This window comes from Micromonospora sp. CA-240977 (assembly GCF_050942285.1).
In the GTDB taxonomy this organism is placed as follows: domain Bacteria; phylum Actinomycetota; class Actinomycetes; order Mycobacteriales; family Micromonosporaceae; genus Micromonospora.
In genome coordinates this window covers 851,451-864,744 of record NZ_CP192055.1, presented here as the reverse complement: position 1 = coordinate 864,744, position 13,294 = coordinate 851,451, and the positions used below count along the sequence as shown (strand labels likewise).

Here is a 13,294-nt window from a genome sequence, read left to right as displayed (position 1 = left end):
GCCGGGTGACGAGTGCGTCGACAGCGCAGAGCCCGAGCGCCGATCCTCCCAAGATGGTCGAGGTGACGGGCGAGCCCAGCCCCGACCAGGAGCCCACGGCACCGCCCACCGGTGACGGCGGCGTGCCCGCCCAGATCCGACGACGGTTCGCCACCGTCGACACCCAGGTGGACAGGTTCTCCTGGCTGGCCACGGCGGTGGTGGTGGTCATCGCGGCGATCCTGCGCTTCGTCGGGCTGTCCAGCCCGAAGGGCAAGATCTTCGACGAGACGTACTACGCCAAGGACGGCTACGGGCTGATCTCCCGTGGTGTGGAGTGGAACTACAAGGACAACGGCCCGTCGTACGTCGTGCACCCACCGCTGGGCAAGTGGCTGATCGGCCTCGGCGAGTGGGCCTTCGGCTACCAGGACGCCGACTCGAAGGTCTCGGTCCCCGGGCACCTGATGACCACCGCGCCGGAGTTCGGCTGGCGGTTCTCGGCGGCCGTGATCGGCACCCTGTCGGTGCTGCTGCTGGTCCGCATCGGTCGGCGGATGTTCCGCTCGACGGTGCTCGGCTGCGCCGCCGGCCTGCTGCTCGCCCTGGACGGCTTCCACCTGGTGCTGTCCCGGGCGGCGCTGCTCGACATCTTCCTGCTCTTCTTCGTGCTTGCCGCGTTCGGCGCGTTGGTGCTCGACCGGGACGCCCGCCGTCGCCGCTGGGCGCGGGCGCTGGACGACGGGCTCGACCCGAGCCGGCCGGGCCGCGCCGGCCGACCGCCGACCGGTTGGCGCACCTGGCCGTGGTGGCGGTTGGCGGCCGGCGTGTTGATCGGCTGCGCCTGCGCGGTGAAGTGGAGCGCACTGTACTTCGTGCCGGCCTTCGCCCTGCTTGTTCTCCTCTGGGAGGTCGGCGTCCGCCGCTCGGCGGGGGTCCGCCGACCCTGGCGGGACGCCCTGCTCGACGAGCTGCCCTGGTTGGTGCTGGCCGGCGTGCTGATGGTGGGCACCTATCTCGCCACCTGGTCGGGCTGGCTGATCACCGACGACGGCTACTACCGACTCGCGTCGGCCTACCCGAGCGCCCCGCTCAGCGACCGCCCGGTGATCGGCCCGCTGATCAACCTCTTCGAGTACCACCGCGCGGCGTACGGCTTCCACGCCCAGCTCGACGATGCGCACAAGTACCAGTCCTGGCCGTGGCAGTGGTTGCTGTTGGGCCGGCCGGTGGCGTTCCACTGGGCCGGTGACGGCACGAGCTGGGCCTCCGAGATCCTGCTGCTGGGCACCCCGCTGCTCTGGTGGTCGTTCCTGCCCGCCCTGGTGGCGCTGGCCTGGCTGGGCGTGGCCCGTCGGGACTGGCGAGCCGGCGCGATCCTGCTCACCGTGGCCGCCGGGCTGCTGCCGTGGTTCTGGTTCGCCCTCGACGGCCGGACGATGTTCTCGTTCTACGCCGCGCCGGCGCTGCCGTTCCTGGTGTTGGCCGTGGTGTACGTGCTGGGCGTGCTGATCGCTCCCGCCGGTGGCGAGGTGGGCACCGTGGCGCCACTGGTGCCCGGCGACCCGAGTTACGAGCGCCGACTGGTGGGCAGTGTCGCGGCCGGGGCGTACGTGCTGCTGGTGGCAATCTGCTTCGCGTACTTCTATCCGATCTTCGTCGGCAAGAGCATCCCGTATTCGGACTGGTTGTCCCGAATGTGGCTTGACGGCCGGTGGATATAAGCACCGACAGGCGACGCGCCGCACAGCGCGACGGAGAAGGGCCCGCACGCCGAAGCGTGCGGGCCCTTCTGACATAGACGCGCGCCCCGATCGCCTGCCACGGGGGAAGCGGGCGATTGGGGCGCGCATGAAGAGCTTAACCACCGCACACCACCGGCACAACGGGTCAACTTAAGTCAGATTTCCGACCGATGGCGCCCGGGCCGACTCTTGCCCTCGGGCAGTTGACCGAGGGTGACCCGGCGTGGACGTAGCGCGCGACGGCGGCCCGCCAGCGGCGCTCGTCGGCTCCGCCGGGAACGGTGGGACCGGAACCCACGCCAACCCGAGTGATCATCCAAAGTGGATCTCACTACACTGCGGGCCGTGATCAACTTCAAACGATCGGCGGCTGTCCTTCTCGGACTGTTGGCGACCACCGCACTGGCCGGGCCGGTCCCGGCGCAGGCCGACGAGGAGCCGGTGCCCGAGCCTCCCCGGGTTGAGCTCGTCCTCGACGTCAGCGGCTCGATGCGCGCCGCCGACATCGACGGACGCAGCCGGATCTCGGTCGCCCAGCAGGCCTTCAACGAGGTGGTGGACGCGCTGCCGGCGGAGACCCAACTCGGCATCCGGGTGCTCGGCGCGACCTACCGCGGCAAGGACAAGAAGGTCGGCTGCCAGGACACCCAGCAGATCGTGCCGGTCGGTCCGGTGGACCGCGCCGCGGCCAAGGCCGCGGTGGCGACGCTACGACCGACCGGGTTCACACCGGTCGGCCTCGCGCTGCGCACTGCCGCACAGGACCTGGGCACCGGGGCCACCACCCGACGGATCGTGCTGATCACCGACGGCGAGGACACCTGCGCCCCGCCGGACCCGTGCGAGGTGGCCCGGGAACTGGCCGCGCAGGGCACCAGCCTGGTCGTCGACACCCTCGGCCTGGCCCCGGACGAGAAGGTCCGGCGACAACTGCTCTGCATCGCCAGCGCGACCGGCGGCACCTACACCGCCGCCCAGAGCGCCGAGGAGCTGACCGGCCGGATCAAGCAGCTCGTCGAGCGGGCCGGCGACACCAACACCCGGGCGCCGACCGTCGTCGGCGGCGCGAACGCCTGCGACTCCGCGCCACTGCTCGCCCCCGGCGTCTACGCCGACCGGGAGGCGTTCTCCGAGCACCGCTACTACCGGGTGCCGGTACGCCCCGGGCAGGAGCTTCGGGCGTCGGTGAGCATGGCGCTGGACCGGCCCGTCAACCGGGACTACGGGGTGCTGCTGCGGGCCACCGCGGCGGACGGCCGGGAACTGGTCCGGGGCGCGGACGCCGGCAGCGGGCGAGCCGACGTGCTCTCCGCCGGACTGCGCTGGTCCGCCACCGCCGACGACGAGGACGCGCGAACCGAGGAGACCGCCACGCCGGTCGTCGAACCCACCACCGTCTGCCTGGTGGTGAGCAACTCGTTCGCCCCACGCCCCGGCACCGCGGCGACTCCGGGCCTGCCTGTGGAGTTGACCATCGACGTGGTCGCCGCCGCGCCCGCGCCGGACGGACCGGACCTCGGCCGGGGTTGGGTGCTGCTCGCCCTGCTCACCATCGCCGGGCTACTCACCGGCCTGCTCGCCGGCCTGCTCACCCGCTGGTGGGTCGCCACCTGGAGGGAGAACTGATGCGTACCGCACTGTTGCGTCCGCTGGCGGCGCTGCTCGCCGCCGGCGGGGCCGCGCTGGTCCCCGCCACCGCCGTCGCCGCACCGACCCCCTCCCCCGGAGCCACGCCGGTGAACCGGGCCGGCACGTCGTTCCTCAGCGCCACCCCGATCTCCGCCGGACAACCGGTGCGGGTGGACGCCTCCATCGGCGACCACCTCTACTGGTCGTTCCCGGCGACCGCCGGCCAGGTGCAGGAGATCAGCGCCACCGTCACCTTCCCGAAGGGGCGCAGCGGCGCATCCACCTGGACGGTCGACGTCTTCGACGGGCTGCGTCGGCGTCAGGCGTGCACCGCCGGGGCGCAGACCCCGACCGTGGACGCGACAGCGACGAGCGTCGCGCTGGGCTGCACGCTGCGCGAGGTGCGGCCGTGGGCCGAGCCCTGGTCGGCCGACCCGCTGCCCGGCTCGTACGTCGTCCGGCTCTCCGTGATCGACCTGCCGGAGCCGGATCTGGGCGCGCCGATCGACGTGGACCTGCTGGTCGGCACCATCGCCGATCGGGGCGCCTCGGCCGACGACGGTGAGTTGGCCGCGCCGCTGGTGCCGAACACCAAGGCGGGCACCGTGCTCAACGCCGTACCCCCGGTGGACCCGGAGGCCGACGACGAGGGCGACCCGCTCGCGGACTGGTTGCCCGATCTCGGCTCGCGTTGGGTCTGGACCGGCATCGGCGGCGTGCTCGCCGCGGTGGCCGGGGTGGTGGGCTTCGCGCTGACCCGGCGGCCCCGGCGTCGCTGACCGGCCCCGCTGGTGGCCCCGCCCGACGGCGGGGCCACCAGCGGTTCAGCCGCGCCGAGGGCCGCGTGGGAGCCAGCCGATGAACCGGTCCTGGAGCGACATCACCGGGGCGGTGCGCAGGTCCTCCGTGGCGGCGGCGAGGCAGGAGCCGAGATAGACGCTGAGCATCGCCCGATCACTTCCGTACTCGGCCAACAACCTGCCGCGTTTCGTCTCGCACGGCCACTCGTCACCGCAGGAGCCGCAGCTCCAGCAGGGGGTCTTCGGGGCGTGATCATCGGCCCGCACCCCCGGCCGTTCGGCGCCATCGGTCATCGCACGTCCTTCCAGATGTCCACGGGACTGGCCAGCAGCGGTGCCCGGCCAGGGTTCGATGGTGGTCCCCCCGGAGCCATCAGAGAGGGCGATGCGCGGCCCTCCGGTGTTACATCCTTGCGGTACCTTCTCCGGTTGTGGGAGTCGGAAATTTGACGGTTGACCCGATGCTCCATTCCTACCGACGGGTAAGCCATCGCCATGCGTGATCTGTTGCCGTCGACGGTCGCGGTGGCCGTCGCCGGGCCGGCCGACTGGGGCGGCGAACTTCTCGCCGCCGAGCGGGCGTGCCTCAGCGACCAGGCAGTGCAGTCCCGGCGGAGGGACTTCACCGCCGGTCGGGTCTGCGCCCGTCGGGCGCTGACCGAGCTTGGCCTGCCACCGACCGCCGTGCCGGCCGCCGCCGACCGGGCGCCGGTCTGGCCGGCCGGGGTGGTCGGCACCATCACCCACACGGCCGGCTACTGCGCCGCCGCGGCGGCGCGCACCGCCGACATCAGGTCCGTCGGCATGGACGCCGAGCAACACCGCGAGATCAGCCCGGGAGTACGCCGACTCGTGCTGCTGCCCGAGGAGGATGCCGCCTGCGCGCGGCTGCCCGGCGACATCTTCTGGCCGGTCGTGCTGTTCAGTGCCAAGGAGACCGTCTACAAGGTCTGGCATCCGGTGGTCGGGAGCTGGTTGGACTTCCAGGACGCCCGGCTCGACATCGATCCGGACGCTGGCATGTTCACGGCCCGGATCGCGCCGGGCCGGGTCAACGAGGCCGAGGTCGACGACCCGCCTGCGGTGATCACCGGTCGGTTCGTGGTCGCCGACGGGTTGGTCCGCACCGCCGCCGTGCTCTCCCTCCGCTGATCTCCCCCAGTCACCCGACGCGACGGGTGGGCGACGAGATCCACAGTGGTCAGTGAGCCAGACGCGTTCCGTCCAGGCTGGTCGGGCGGGCGCACCGCTGCCACCGGTCGGGAGCGATCCGGCGCGGCGACCGGGCCATCAGCCACGCACGGTAGCGTCGATGGAGTTCTCGAACCGCACGTACCGAGGCGTCAAGGAGTACGGTGACCCACCCCCAGCCCCCCGTCGGGCCGCACCACCGCCAGCAGCCGAACGCCGCATCGCCGACCCCTCCGTTCGCGGCGACACCGCAGCCACCGTTCTCGGGGGCCGCGTACCCGACAGCTGGCGGCGGGCACCCGGGCGCTGGCAACGGATTCCCTCTGACGGGCCTGCCGGGTTATCCGCTCGTCGCTCCGGCGACGGCCCAGACGAACGCCGCCAAGACGACAGCGGTGGTCGTGGCGGTCACCGCGGCGGTGCTCACCCTGCTCTGCTGCGCGGGCGGCATCGTGGCGGTCGTCATCGGCACCAACCGGCCCGAGCACACCAGCGCCAACGCGATCGGAACCACCGGCTCCTGGAAGTCGTGACGCCCAGCGGCCACGCGCGAGGCGGGCGAGCATCCCTCCGGATGCTCGCCCGCCTCAGTTTTGCGCAGGTGCCGATGCCGGCCGGGTCAGCAGCCCGTCCAGCGCACCGGGGTGAGACGCTCCCCGTTGCGGAACCCGACGATGGTGCCCGTGTCGGAGATGGACTCGGCACCGATGCCCACCCCCTCGCTGGCACCCGGCAGAACCCGGGAGGTGGCACCGCGCGCGACCCGGTCACCGCCCACGACGACGCCCTTGACGTTGACGTCCTCCATCAACAGCAACTGCTGGTCGAGCGCGGTGTACGAGCCGTTGCGGAGGTCCCACCGCACCTTGAGCGGGTTGAGGTCGCCCAGGTCGACCCGACCGACCGCCCAGTGCCCGGCCGCCGGCCCGACGACGCTCGTCTGGGCGCCGGGGGCCGTCAGTGCGTCGAATCGGCCGTTCGGCCGCCGGACCCAGCTCGTCCAGCTACCGAAGTCACCGGCGACACCGACGATGGTCCCGTTCGCCGTGATCCCGGTCGGCATGGCGTTCGCCGGCGCGTCGAGCACCTCGACAGTGCCCGGCCGGGCCGCCGGCCAGCGCAGCGCGAAGAACTCCCCGGTGGCGAGGTCAGTGCCGTGGCCGACGATGTCGCCCGCCTCGTTGATGGCGGTGACGCCGATGCCCGCTGACGGCACCACCGGCAACTGCTCGATCCGGCCGTCGCGGTACCGCCACGGCTCGGCGATGCCCCCGGCCACCGTGCCGTTGCCGATGATGACGCCGTCGGCGTTGGCGTCGACCGCCTCGACCAGGCGCGGTGTCGCGACCTCGGTGAGCCGCTGCCCGTCCCAGACCAGCAGCAGGTACTGGTTGCCGTCCTCCGTTTTGCGCAGTGCGTCGCCGGCGATGAAGCGGCCGGACGGGTCGATGACGTTCGCGCCGGCCCGGTAGGTGTCGGCCGGGTACGGCAGCGTGCTGATCCGGCAGGCGCCGAGGGCCGATCCGCTGGGCGCGGCGGTCGCCGGTGCGGCGACAGCGACGCCGAGAGCGGTGGCCAGCAGTCCGGCGGCGGTGACGCCGGCCAGGGTCCGTCGAGCGGTGTGAGTCATCTGCACTCCCCGTGTAGGCCCGGGTGATCCCGGGCGCCGATTACTACCTGTCTCACCCCACAGCGGGCCGCACGGTTGCGGTGTGTCAAGGAGACGACAGCAGCGGAATCGGCCCGGCCTACGGTGCCCACGGTTGAGCTGCGGCGACGACCGGCCCGCCGGTGCGTACCGATTCTTCGATGGCGAGACTGATCAGGTGGTCCTGACACGCCTCGGCCAGCGGGTAGGGCGCCGGGCCCTCCTCGCGCGCCCAGGCGCCGGTGCGGACGACGATGTCCGCCACCGCGATGTCGTCGTCGGACATTCCGCTGCCGACGAACGGATTGCGATAGACGACGTCACCGTCGAAGCTGATGTGCTTCAGGTCCAGCCCTTCCAGGTTCAGGTCGAGCCCGGTCTGGCGGCGCACCAGTGACGACTCCACAGGTGTCTCCGGGTCGACAAGGCGGACGACCCGGTCGTCCACCAGCTCGCCGAGCGACCCCCGGACCACCAGCCGGCGAGCGCGCAGCGGATTCCACCACTGGTTGTCGGTGAAGTCGTACAGGCCCATCCGCCCGCCGAAATCGATCGTCGCGAGGGTGGTGGTGAGCTGCTGCGGGGTGCTGTCGCCCCGCCAGCCGGCCGGTGACAGCGGGTCGGCCAGCGGTGCGACGAAGGCGCGCGCGCTGACCTCGGCGGCGTCGAAGCCGACGCCGAGCAGGCCACGGATCAGCGAGACGGCGTGGTAGAGGTGCGTCGAGGAGAGCTGGACCGAGGTCGGCTCGCCGAGCACCCCGGCGCGGACCAGTCCCAGCCGGGCCGCGTGCCCGGGCATCAGCAGGTACTGCTCGGCGACCTGCACCAGACCGCTGCCGCCGACGTCGGTCCAGAGCGACCGCAACCCCGCCAGGTCCGGGGCGGGCGGCGTTTCGGCGAGCACCGGCACGCCAGCCGCGACCAGCTCGCGGGTCGCGTCGGGCGTCACGGGCCAGGGCACCGACACGATGACGAAGTCCGGTCGCTCGTGGGCGAGCAGGTCGGTCGTCGTGCGGAAGGTCGGCACGCCCCATTCGGCCGCCACCTCGGCACCACGCGATTCGGTACGCGTGACCACCCCGGTCACCCGGAGCCGCTCCGGCAGGAGCCGAGCCAGTCGGAGGAAGAACTCACCCCGCCAGCCGCTGCCGACGATGCCGAACCGGGTCTGGGCCGCCGTTGTCATCTGAGCTCCTCACGTCGAGACCCGGATGCTAACCGCCCGGTCCTCGAGTGGCCCGCCGGCTTCGGGCCGTACGGGCGGCTGGTGCGGCACGCTCCCCTTTGTACGATCTGTCGCCCCGGCCGATCACGACAATCGATTCGTGCGGTAATTGGCGGACAGCAACCATCGGGCACCGGCCCGCGTGGCTGTCTCGCTTCAGAGAGGAACGGGGATGCAGGGATCCTGGCGTAGGGCGGCACTCGCAGCCGCCCTGTCGATCGTAGGTGTGTCGGGTGGGTTGGTCCTGGCGGCGCCCGCACAGGCGCAGACAGTGGAGTCCGGATCGGTCTCCTTCAGCGGCGACCCCGGTGACTACATCACCGGTGGCGACTCCTACTCGTACTCCACCGACAACGGCGACGAACTCACGACGAATGGCGCTGTCGACAACAGCCGTGTGTCGGTCAGCATCAACGGTTACAACGGCGACTGGTGGTCTCTCACCTTCGAAGCGCCGGGCACCGCGGCACTGGCTCCGGGCACCTACACGGCAGCGACCCGATACCCGTTCAACGGGGCCGGCCCCGGCCTCGACCTGTCCGGCAACGGGCGGGGCTGCAACGAGCTGACCGGCACCTTCACGATCACCAACGCGGTGTTCGGCCCCAACGGCTACGTGCAGACCTTCGACGCCACCTTCGAGCAGCACTGCGAGGGCGGGACGGCGGCTGCTCGCGGTGAGGTGCACATCGCCAACCCGGCGCCGCCCGAGCCGCTGGATCTCGAACTCGCCGTGGCGACCGACGGCATCGCCAACCGGGTGAACGGCAACGCGGTCCTGCACGGCACGGTGAGCTGCAACCTGCCCAGCGCGGTGACGCTTGACGGCAATGTCACCCAGATCGTCCGGAAGGTGCTGGTCCGTGGCAGTTTCTCCACCCAGGTGACCTGCACCCCGGGCAGCCCGACCCCGTGGACCGCCGCAGCCGTCCCGGGCGGCACCACCCCGTTCGCCAAGGGTCTGGCCGAGGCCGTCACCCAGGCCCGCGGCTACGACGCCGAATACGACGAGTACGTCAGGGTGGACAACACCACGACGGTGAAGCTCACCCGGTCCTGACCCGTCGACGCCTGGCGGCCGGTCACAGCCCGGCCGCCAGGCGCTACGGTTGCCGGGTCCGCGACGGAAGCACGACGAAAGATGTCACAGATGGCCGCCGACCCCGTGCCCTGCGCGCCCAACCCAGCGACCCAGCTTCCGTCCACACTTGACTACTACCTGGTCCTGCCCCGACCGGATGACCCCGACCCGACCACCGCGGCCGGCGGGCTCGTCGTCGAGGAGTTCACCCGCGCGCACGACCACGTCACCACGGGCCTTCGCAGCGCGGGCTGGACGCCCACCGCCGGCTGGTGGAGTTCCGCCGCACTCAGCCGGGGCATCCGCACCGATCCGGAGACGCTGGCGCGGGTGGTTCCCACCTCTCGCGCCGAAGCCGAGCGCCACTACCGCACGCTCGGCGGCGGGCACCTGCCGGACGACACGGTGCTGCGCTCGTACCTCCTCGCCCACCAACCGATCGCGACCGCCGCGCCACTGCGGCTCGGCCCCGCCCAGCCGCCAGCGGGCTGCCACGAACGGCGCGTCTACCGCGTCCTGTTCGCCAAGGACCTGAGCGCGGACCAGGTGACGAGCCTCCGGGCGAGCTGGCGTACGCCGGTCGACGGCACGAGCGCGTCAGCCGCCAGCGGCCACCTGGCGAAGGGCGGCGACCGGTTCAGCTGGGAGCTACGACGGGTCGCCCACACCCGCACCTGGGCCCTCGACGTGACAGTCCTGCTGGGCGCCGCCGCCGACGACGGGGTGGGTCCGACGCTGTCCGACCTGACGGCCGTCCTGCGACAGCACGGTCTGATCCCCGTGACGACCGAACGGTTCTGCTAGACGAGCGGGCAGCCACTGCGGACCCGTCAGTTGCTGCGGAATCTCGCGAGGGCCAGTCGTTGGACGGGCTCGCTCTCGTTGCACAGTCTGTCCTCGGCGATCCAGGACAGGCGGTAGGCGACGACAGGCACACCGACTGTCGTGGCGGACAGTGGGGGCAACCGGTGGGCCGGGCCGGCCGACACGGCGATCGCGGCCGGCCCGGGCTCAGCTCAGCTCGACCGTACCCACGATCCGCGTGGGAGCGGCGGAGCCGCCCGCGGGCTCGTTGGACACGCCGAACGTGCCCGCCTCGGCGACCGGACCGATCACAGTGGTCGACGCCCGGACACCCTCGGCGAGCTGTCCCACCTTGCGCGGTTGGCTGCCCCGGATGAGCCAGAGCTCGTAGATCCGCCCGGGGCCGGCCTCGGGCAGGTCACGCAGCAGCACCACACCGCGGTCCCGGTCGCGGGAGACCACCACGGTGGCGGCGCCGCCGGGCTGCAACGACCGCTCGAACACCCGGGCGTCCGGTGCGTCCAGAACGGCGGCGATCTGCCGGGCCTCCGAGCTGCTGGCCTGCTCATCGCTGATCCGGTCGTTGCTCACGGTCCAGGTCACCGCGCTCGCGCCGCCGGCCACGACAATCGTTGCGGCGGCGGCCACAGCGATCTGCCGCCACCTGCCCCCGTGCCGTCTGGCGCTGGTGCCGGCATCGGCCCTCAGCTGCGGAGTCCGGGCCACCTGGGCCAGGGTCCGCTCCCGCAGCGCCGGGGGTGTGGCCTCGACGACGGTCTCGTCGGCGAGCCGCGCCGCAGTCTCCCGCAGCTCGGCCACCTCCACGCGGCACGGCTCGCAGTCGGCCATGTGCCGCTCGAACGCCGCGCCCTCCAACTCGTCGACCGCGTTCAGGGCGTACGCGCCGGCCAGGGTGTGAATGTCCGCGCTCATGCCCGCCCCTCCATCTCGATGCCCAGGCAGTCGCGCATCCGGATCAGTCCGTCGCGCATCCGTGTCTTCACCGTCGGCAGCGGCGTCTCCAGCTTCTCGGCGACCTCACGGTAGGTGTGGCCGCCGTAGTAGGCCAGGGTCACCGCCTCCCGCTGGACCGGCGTCAACCGGCCCAGGCACCGGCGCACCTGCTCCCGCTCCAGGCGGGCGGTGACACCCTCGACCACCTCGTCGTACGGGACCTGCGACTCACCGGCGGCGACCTGCCGCGCACGGTTGTGGTGCGCCTGCTCGGAGCGCACCCGGTCCACGGCCCGGCGGTGCGCCATCGTCAGGATCCACGCCGAGGCCGATCCGCGACCGGCGTCGAAGCGGCCGGCGGTGCGCCACACCTCGACCATCACCTCCTGCGTCACCTCCTCCGCCTGCGCCGGGTCGCGCACGACCCGGCGGGTCAGACCGAGGACCCGGCCCGCCATGGTGTCGTACAGCGTCGCGAACGCCGCCTCGTCACCGCGCGCCACCCGCGAGAGCAACTCGTCGGCGGTCGGCGGGCTCGCGACGTCCTGCGGCACCGACCGCAAGCGTCGCGCCTGTTCCGGTTCACCGCTCATGCTCGGCAGGTCCTTCCCTGTGCGGGCGGCGCATCGACGCGCCACCGGAGGCGGACGGTGCGCATCACGCGGGATGAGCGTGGGCGAGGCGCGCGTACACGATGAGGTTGTCGCGGTAGTGCTGCGTGGTGTCATCGAACTCCCCGCCGCAGGTGATCAGACGCAGCGCGGCGTGGTCGGTCGCCCCGTAGACCTCGGCGGTGGGAAAGCGGTCCTTCGGATACTGCTCGACCTTGGTGACGGTGAACATCGCGGTGCTGCCGTCCTGCCTGTCGACAGTGATCGCGGCCCCGACCTTCACCCTAGCGAGGTCGAAGAACGTTCCCCGGTGACCCTTCCAGTTGACGTGGCCGGCCAGCACCGCCGGGCCGAGCGCACCGGGCGTCGGCGCCTTGGTGAACCAGCCGACCTCGGCGGCGCCGTCCGGTACCTGCATCGCCCCGTCCGCCCCCAGGCCCAGGGCGACCGTCGCCGCGGCGGCCTTCAGCGACGGGATCGACACCCGCACCGGCGGAGAGCCGACCATCAGCGGTCCCGAGGTCAACCCACCCGGCCGGGTCGCGGGAACGGGCGACGCGTTCGCGGCCGGCGCCGCGGCGGACGCGTCGGGTCGGGGTGGTTCCTCGCCGCCGCGACCGGCGACCGCGAGACCGATCGTCACGGCCGCCGTCAGGGTGAGGACGCCGGCCACCGCCGGGAGCGCGTAGCGCCCTCGACGGTGGCCGGCAGGCACAGGTACGTCGCCGTTGTCCATCGGATGATCCGACTCAGCGCTCACCGGCGAGCCGGCGGCGCGCGACGACCGCACCGGCGGCGCCGAGCAGCGCGAGGCCACCCACTGCGTACATCACCATCGGCGATCCACCGGAGGTGCTGCCGTCACCTGTGGCGACACCCCCCGCGGGTACGGAGCCGGCGGCCGCGCCGCTGACCATGCCGCACGTCGCGGGGTCGGTGGCCTCGGCGGGGATGCCGTTGACACCGATCGACTTGGCGAACGTCGACTCCCCCAGCGCCTCCATGTCGTACTTGCCGTTCTTGTTCGCGTCGATGCCGTGCTGCACGAGGTGCAGGTCCTTCAGGTGCTCGATCGTGCCCTTGGGCAGGTCGGCGGCAGCGATGGTGCGCTCGTAGCTGAGGTTGCCCTTCGCGTCGGCCATCGGCATCCGGTCCACCGCCAGGCCACTGGCCTTCGTCGTGTCGCCGGTCGTGGTCAACGAGATGAAGATGTCCCCGTACATCTTCAGGCCCTCTTCGGTGCTGACGTAACCGTTGCCGTTGGTGTCGGCGGACTTGTCCGGGCAGTGGAAGTCCATACCGTTGGCCGCGCCGTGTACGTGCTGCGCGTGCGGCGAGTTCGGCGTCATGCCCTTCGAGCGGATCATGACCTTCAGGTCACCGCCGCTCGTCGCGGTCAACGTCGCGACGCCGGTCGCGCCGGTCTCGTTCAGGTCCTGCAACTGAACCTGCACGCTCTCGTCGGCGTGCGCGACGCCGGGAAACGCGAGGATCAGCGCAGCCGCTGGCACGGTGAGCAGGGCTCGGGACAATCTCACAACAGGTCTCCGTCTCCGCCGGTACGGCGTTTTGCCCTCAGGTGCGGTCGGGAGGAATTCGTGGCTCAGCAGCGGCCGGATTGGTGCCG

General features: G+C 72.0%; 14 protein-coding genes. 7 read left to right on the top strand and 7 right to left on the bottom strand.

From position 1 onward, the window contains the following. Window positions 1-5: 5 nt before the first annotated feature. The 3 genes from ACQPWW_RS04195 to ACQPWW_RS04185 all read left to right on the top strand — a co-directional run bounded on the left by ACQPWW_RS04195 (window position 6) and on the right by ACQPWW_RS04185 (window position 4,132). The gene (locus tag ACQPWW_RS04195; RefSeq protein ID WP_433129307.1) at window positions 6-1,703 is read left to right on the top strand and encodes a dolichyl-phosphate-mannose--protein mannosyltransferase; all 1,698 of its coding nucleotides are present in this window, start codon (window positions 6-8) and stop codon (window positions 1,701-1,703) included. A gap of 366 nt (window positions 1,704-2,069) precedes the next feature. Continuing rightward, on the top strand, window positions 2,070-3,350 hold the full coding sequence (locus ACQPWW_RS04190; RefSeq protein ID WP_433129305.1) for a VWA domain-containing protein: 1,281 nt from the start codon (window positions 2,070-2,072) through the stop codon (window positions 3,348-3,350). Next, window positions 3,350-4,132, top strand: coding sequence for a peptidase (locus ACQPWW_RS04185; RefSeq protein WP_433129303.1), 783 nt, complete (start codon window positions 3,350-3,352; stop codon window positions 4,130-4,132). The genes ACQPWW_RS04190 and ACQPWW_RS04185 overlap by 1 nt, the downstream gene beginning before the upstream one ends. Before the next feature lie 45 nt (window positions 4,133-4,177). Here the strand turns inward: ACQPWW_RS04185 and ACQPWW_RS04180 are convergent, their stop codons facing one another. Beyond that, entirely contained in the window at window positions 4,178-4,447 is a 270-nt protein-coding gene (locus tag ACQPWW_RS04180; protein ID WP_433129301.1) for a hypothetical protein, read from the bottom strand. 201 nt (window positions 4,448-4,648) lie between these two features. Here ACQPWW_RS04180 and ACQPWW_RS04175 point away from each other — a divergent pair, with 201 nt between their 5' ends. Together ACQPWW_RS04175 and ACQPWW_RS04170 are read left to right on the top strand one after the other, a co-directional pair. Then, a complete protein-coding gene (locus ACQPWW_RS04175) occupies window positions 4,649-5,305 on the top strand; it encodes a 4'-phosphopantetheinyl transferase family protein (RefSeq protein WP_433129299.1) in 657 nt (218 codons plus the stop codon). Window positions 5,306-5,508: 203 nt separating this feature from the next. Then, the gene (locus tag ACQPWW_RS04170; RefSeq protein WP_433129297.1) at window positions 5,509-5,877 is read left to right on the top strand and encodes a hypothetical protein; all 369 of its coding nucleotides are present in this window, start codon (window positions 5,509-5,511) and stop codon (window positions 5,875-5,877) included. Window positions 5,878-5,963: 86 nt separating this feature from the next. On the opposite strand, the gene ACQPWW_RS04165 is transcribed toward ACQPWW_RS04170, so the two are convergent. Both ACQPWW_RS04165 and ACQPWW_RS04160 read right to left on the bottom strand, forming a co-directional pair. Then, entirely contained in the window at window positions 5,964-6,974 is a 1,011-nt protein-coding gene (locus tag ACQPWW_RS04165) for a hypothetical protein (RefSeq protein ID WP_433129295.1), read from the bottom strand. 118 nt (window positions 6,975-7,092) lie between these two features. Then, window positions 7,093-8,178, bottom strand: coding sequence for a Gfo/Idh/MocA family protein (locus ACQPWW_RS04160; protein ID WP_433129293.1), 1,086 nt, complete (start codon window positions 8,176-8,178; stop codon window positions 7,093-7,095). Window positions 8,179-8,488: 310 nt separating this feature from the next. Here ACQPWW_RS04160 and ACQPWW_RS04155 point away from each other — a divergent pair, with 310 nt between their 5' ends. Further along, entirely contained in the window at window positions 8,489-9,277 is a 789-nt protein-coding gene (locus ACQPWW_RS04155) for a hypothetical protein (protein ID WP_433129291.1), read from the top strand. A gap of 90 nt (window positions 9,278-9,367) precedes the next feature. After that, window positions 9,368-10,102: a hypothetical protein gene (locus ACQPWW_RS04150; RefSeq protein WP_433129289.1), complete on the top strand. Its 735-nt coding sequence runs from the start codon at window positions 9,368-9,370 to the stop codon at window positions 10,100-10,102. A 207-nt stretch (window positions 10,103-10,309) separates the two neighbouring features. Here ACQPWW_RS04150 and ACQPWW_RS04145 read toward each other — a convergent pair whose 3' ends face one another. The 4 genes from ACQPWW_RS04145 to ACQPWW_RS04130 form a co-directional block, all read right to left on the bottom strand. Next, complete coding sequence (locus ACQPWW_RS04145; RefSeq protein ID WP_433129287.1) at window positions 10,310-11,035, bottom strand: anti-sigma factor; 726 nt, start codon at window positions 11,033-11,035, stop codon at window positions 10,310-10,312. Continuing rightward, entirely contained in the window at window positions 11,032-11,649 is a 618-nt protein-coding gene (gene sigK, locus ACQPWW_RS04140; protein WP_433129285.1) for an ECF RNA polymerase sigma factor SigK, read from the bottom strand. Before sigK ends, ACQPWW_RS04145 begins: the two co-directional genes overlap by 4 nt. A 64-nt stretch (window positions 11,650-11,713) precedes the next feature. Continuing rightward, complete coding sequence (locus tag ACQPWW_RS04135) at window positions 11,714-12,403, bottom strand: class F sortase (protein WP_433129283.1); 690 nt, start codon at window positions 12,401-12,403, stop codon at window positions 11,714-11,716. A 13-nt stretch (window positions 12,404-12,416) separates the two neighbouring features. Continuing rightward, complete coding sequence (locus ACQPWW_RS04130) at window positions 12,417-13,205, bottom strand: hypothetical protein (RefSeq protein WP_433129281.1); 789 nt, start codon at window positions 13,203-13,205, stop codon at window positions 12,417-12,419. Window positions 13,206-13,294: the final 89 nt, after the last annotated feature.

Excerpts from the sequence above, each read along its gene's own strand:
- sigK (WP_433129285.1), bottom strand. The coding sequence starts at position 11,649 with ATGAGCGGTGAACCGGAACAGGCGCGACGCTTGCGGTCGGTGCCGCAG.
- ACQPWW_RS04160 (WP_433129293.1), bottom strand. The coding sequence starts at position 8,178 with ATGACAACGGCGGCCCAGACCCGGTTCGGCATCGTCGGCAGCGGCTGG.
- ACQPWW_RS04165 (WP_433129295.1), bottom strand. The coding sequence starts at position 6,974 with ATGACTCACACCGCTCGACGGACCCTGGCCGGCGTCACCGCCGCCGGA.
- ACQPWW_RS04135 (WP_433129283.1), bottom strand. The coding sequence starts at position 12,403 with ATGGACAACGGCGACGTACCTGTGCCTGCCGGCCACCGTCGAGGGCGC.
- ACQPWW_RS04175 (WP_433129299.1), top strand. The coding sequence starts at position 4,649 with ATGCGTGATCTGTTGCCGTCGACGGTCGCGGTGGCCGTCGCCGGGCCG.
- ACQPWW_RS04145 (WP_433129287.1), bottom strand. The coding sequence starts at position 11,035 with ATGAGCGCGGACATTCACACCCTGGCCGGCGCGTACGCCCTGAACGCG.
- ACQPWW_RS04180 (WP_433129301.1), bottom strand. The coding sequence starts at position 4,447 with ATGACCGATGGCGCCGAACGGCCGGGGGTGCGGGCCGATGATCACGCC.
- ACQPWW_RS04150 (WP_433129289.1), top strand. The coding sequence starts at position 9,368 with ATGGCCGCCGACCCCGTGCCCTGCGCGCCCAACCCAGCGACCCAGCTT.
- ACQPWW_RS04185 (WP_433129303.1), top strand. The coding sequence starts at position 3,350 with ATGCGTACCGCACTGTTGCGTCCGCTGGCGGCGCTGCTCGCCGCCGGC.